Below are 4659 nucleotides of genomic sequence, written 5' to 3'. Positions count from 1 at the left end.
GTCGTAGCGGGTGATGAGGTCAACGCCTTCCCAACCCGTCAGGTCGGCGCCCGCATTGATCCGCACCTGCGCATCCGGCCGTGCCGTGATCGTGCTTTCGGCCTCGCCCTCGCCATAGAAACCGGCGCCGCGTCCGTCGCTGCCGGAGAAGACATGGAAGTTGTCGACCCGCGCCGCAAGCGAAGTGCGCCGCGCGCTGAGCACGGCGTTGGCCGCCAGCGAGACGATAGCGTCGGCCTGGTCGGCGTCCGGATCGACGTCCGGCGAGCCAATATTGACATGCGTGATGGCGTCGCCGTCACCGCCGAAGCCGATGCCGGAGGCGGTCGATTTCGCCGTCACATCGACGGATGCATTGGCCGTGGCCTTGGCCAACTGACCAGCCAGAACGATAGCATTGGAGCCGATCGTCGAAACCGTATTGTATTCGATGCGGACATCGGTGGTCGGGTCGGCCAGGCCGACCGCACCGCCAGCGCTCGACTGCGAGGCGGCGCTGGTAATGGCATTGCTTGCCGAGGCCAGCGTGAAGTTCTTGCCCGCGGTGATACGTGTGTTATCGCTGATCGTCGCCGCGCTGATGATGTCCTGATAGCTGCGCGCATCGGCATCGCCGATGGCGACGAAGCCGCCGGTGCCATTGACCGCGTAGGAGGAGGTGTTGGTCGTCACCGATGTGCTGACGGTCACGTTGCCCACGGTCGTGATCTGCGTCGCGGAGATCGTCGCCGAGACGTTCGGATTGCTGATGATGTCGGCATCGTTGATCTGCACGCCGACGAAGCCGCCGCCGGAACCCTTGGCATAGGCCGAGGAGACTCCGTCGCCCGATTGCGGGGCGATCTCACTGAGCGGAACCTCGCCCGGGCCAAACAGGAATTGCCCCGGTGACGCCGATGTGGCGCTGTCGTTGATGTCGATGCGCAGTTGCTGCTCGCTATCGGCGGCCGCCGAGATGTCAACCGCCAGCGCAGTGAGGCTGTGATTGCCGTAAGGGCCGGCAATCGCCGTCGGTGTCAGAGCAATCTGACTGCCCCCGCTCGGTGCATTCCACAGTTCGAACGTGTTGTCGCCAGGGCCACTGACGCCGCGCACATAATAGGTCTTGCCGTCTTCCAGCCCGCCGATCGGCAGATTCTTGGCATTGACCAGCGAATGTATATCGCTGGCGCCGACGTTGAGCGCCGGATTGGCACTGAGGCCCTTGTTCGGGGCCAGTGCGATGATCGGCTGATCGAAGGTCTTTGTCTGCGTTCCCGCCGTGACGCTGTTCGCGACAGTAAGGATCAGCGTGCTACCGGAAACACTGGCGATCGTGAACGTGCCAGAATTGGCGCCGCCGCCGCCGATGAACAGCGTGCCAGCGGCAAAGCCGTTGTCGGCCCAGTTGAGGCCGTCGGTGCGGATGATGCGGTCGCCAGCGGCATTGCGAACGAACTGCACCTCTTCGGTGATCGCGTCGTTACGCTTGAGCTGGATCGTCGAGGAGTTGACGACATGCACACGGTAGGTCTGGCCGTCGACCAGGCCGCCGATCGCCAGACCGGTTCCTCCGCTCGCATTCTTGACGTCGTAGACGACGTGTTCGCCCTCGACGAAGCCATGCGCCAGCGCGTTCCCGTCATCGTCGAAGAAACGGATGTCATCGGCGTTGGCATCGGCGATTGGGGAGCCATCAGGGTTGAGGCTGCTCGAATTGACGTCCACCTGGCGACTGACGAAAGTGCGCGCGTCCGGCGCCTCATAGGTCACCGCCGTCCCATTGACGAAGCCATGCGCCGCGATGGTTATGCTGTTGCCCGCGACATCGTCCGGTTGGAAATTCTTGAGGTAATTCTGTGGGTTGACCGCCTTGTCGAAGGTGCCCACCAGCTTGATGTGCGACCCGTCTATGACCAGCACATAATAGAGATTGCCCTCGGTCAGCCCAAAGCTGTCGACTGTTTCGTCTGGTCCCGGATAGTAGCGGACGGCATCGCCGCTCAGGAAATTATGGCCACCCGCGAACTCGATGATCTCGGTGTTTGGATCGATGTCGGCGGCATTGAAGACGGAGCCGAAATAGAGCGTGTTCGGATCTGTCACGCCTGCATTGACGACATTGATCACGCTGTACTGACGGTTCACGGCCGAATCGTCCGGATCCGGCCAGTTGAGGCCGGGAATGACGGCGCCGCCGCTTCCGGCATCATATTCGACCGTATCGCCGGTCACCAATCCATGCCCGTTCACGGTGATCGTGTTGGCGGTGCCGTCGACATCGACGATTTCGTAGGTCGGCTGCACGCCGGGGATCGGCGAGGCGGAGGCTTCGACCAGGATATCGCCGGTCGCGTTGATCACCGCGCCAGCGCCGATCGAGCTCGCAACCGTCGGGCTGACATGGGTCGTCGCATCCGAAGCACCGGCGCCGAAAATGCCGCCTATCGAAATGCCGACAACCTTGGCGTCGCCCTCGGTTTGCGCCTGTGCCTTCAGCCGCACATTGCGCGCCGACTGGATCGAGGTGTTGTTGCCGATCGAGGCGCTGACCGATGATGGGCTGGCTGTTGCGACCGCACTGTTGATGGTCAGTGCGCCAAGAACGCCGCCACCGGCGGCTTCCGCCACGGCGAGCGCGCCATTGACAGCGAGGGCTTCGATCATGATGTCCGTGACCGAGACGATGTTGGCGTTCATCGCGGCGTTGCTCTGGCCATTGGCCTCGGCTTCAGCCACGGAAGCACCGACCGCCGCCGCTCCGAACGAATTCGCTTCGGCATTGGCGACGGCATAGTTGCGAACGCGCGACTTGATGTTGATGTCACCGGTGATGGTGAATGCGCCGCCGGCGCCGATCGTGGTGTTGGCAACCGCATTGGACCTCGCGGTCGGCACCGAGCCCTGGCCGCTGAACAAGCCGCCGCCGGAGGCTTCCGCATAGGCCTTCGCCCCGCGGTCGGTCGCCGTCTCGCCCTGGTAATTGTGCGACGACAGCATGACGATGCCGCCGGCGTGAACCGTCGAATTGCCACCGATCGATGCAGTCACCGTCGGGACGACATTGACCGTCGCCAAGCTGGTGCCGGCCGCCAGTGCGCCGACTGAAAGCGCGAATATGTCGCCGGTCGCATCGTGCAGCGTCCACGCCTCGACCGTGAGGAGGCCCGTCGCGCTGATATTGGCGCCGCTGCCAATCGATGCCTCTACGTTCGGCTGAACATCTATGAAGGCGAAATTGAAGGTCAGTGCACCGAGCCCGGCAGCCAGCGCGAAGGTGTCGGAATCCACGTTGATCGTCGAGTCCGCATGGACCGTGATGGCCCCGACGGCGTCGACCTGCCCGATCTGGCTGCCCGTGCCGATCGTGGCCAGGACTTCCTTGGTGTTGTCGTCGTCATCGCCGATGGTGACGTCGCTGTAGGACGCGCCGACGGCCACCGCACCGGCTTGTATGCCGGTGGTCAGCACGTCAAACGTCTGGTTGCTGGTCGCCGAGACCGTGAGGCTGGCCGCGTCGTTGACCACCGTGTTGTCGAGCAAGCCGGCCTGTACGCGGCTGGTATCGTTGACCACCGCGACCGATGCACCGAGGCCGACGAAGCCGGCCTGCAAGGCGACAGTCGTGACATCGATATTCTGGCCGAAATGGCTTTCAAGGCGGATGGCATTGCCAGCCTTGAGGTTTCCGCCGGCCTTCGCTCTCACCTGGCCCGAGACATTGACGACGGAAATCGACGCGCCCAGGCCGACAAGACCGGCGCCCAGGCTGCCGACCAGGATGTTGGCTTTCATCTGTTCACGCGCGTTCACGACGATGTCGTAACCAGCCTCGACCGTCGCACCGCCTTCGACGGAGGCGGTGGTGCCACGCTCGTCGGTGACGGCGGCGGTTAGCTTGTTGGTCAGGGCGCCTGAGGTCAGTGCGTTGGCGCCGACCTTGTCGCGGGCGCCTTCAACACCAGCCTTGACGCGTGAGTCGGCCGTGTTGCTGTTGGCGCCGCTGCCGAAGCGGCCCAATTCCCCGGTGATGCCTGCGACGCCACCGTCGGCCTGTTCGCCGGCCTCGTCGTTGGCGGTCTTCGAGCTTCCGTCGTCCTTCGTCGCGTTGCCACTGCCACCCTGGTTGTCCTGGTAGGAATCGGTGAACGCCTCGCCGATCGACCAGACCGACACGGACGCGCCAAGCCCGGCGACGCCGACGCCGCCGCTGAAGGCGAACCCACGCAGAACCTTGATTGCGACCGCATTGACCGAGACGTCACCGCGCGCCCGCACCATGGCGTTGGCGTTGATCGCGGCAACCGTATCGTTCTTGATGCTGCCGAAGTCGATACCGCCGGCCAGACCGACGAAACCGGCGCCGAGAGCGCCCGCGAAGGACGTGACCCGGACCTCGTTGGCCGCGTTGACATAGACGCCTTGTGCGCCCGACACCGTGCCTGGATGGGCGAGGTAATCTGCAGCGCCCTGATTGATGTCGGCGCCGACCCCGATCAGCGCCTTGGTGTCGGAATTGAGCAGCGTCACGGTGACGGAGCCAGCCAGGCCGACGTAAAGGCCGGCTGCACCGGCGACCGTGACGTTCGTGACCTCTTCCGACGATTCGGCCTGCACGATGACGCCATGCGCCTCGGCCGCGCCGAAGCTAGTCGGATCGCCGCCGCCGACGATCGTGCC

The 4659-nt window shown here is 64.2% G+C and carries 1 protein-coding gene; it reads right to left on the bottom strand.

Annotation, left to right across the window (positions count from 1 at the left end; genetic code table 11):
• A partial coding sequence (locus EN906_RS37370) for a hypothetical protein (protein WP_164777306.1) occupies nt 1-4659 on the bottom strand: 4659 nt, incomplete at both ends.

The sequence above is a fragment of the Mesorhizobium sp. M7A.F.Ca.CA.004.06.1.1 genome, from assembly GCF_003999135.1.
Classification (GTDB): domain Bacteria; phylum Pseudomonadota; class Alphaproteobacteria; order Rhizobiales; family Rhizobiaceae; genus Mesorhizobium.
The sequence above is the reverse complement of the archived record's forward strand: the minus strand, read 5'-3'. Positions and strand labels throughout refer to the sequence as shown.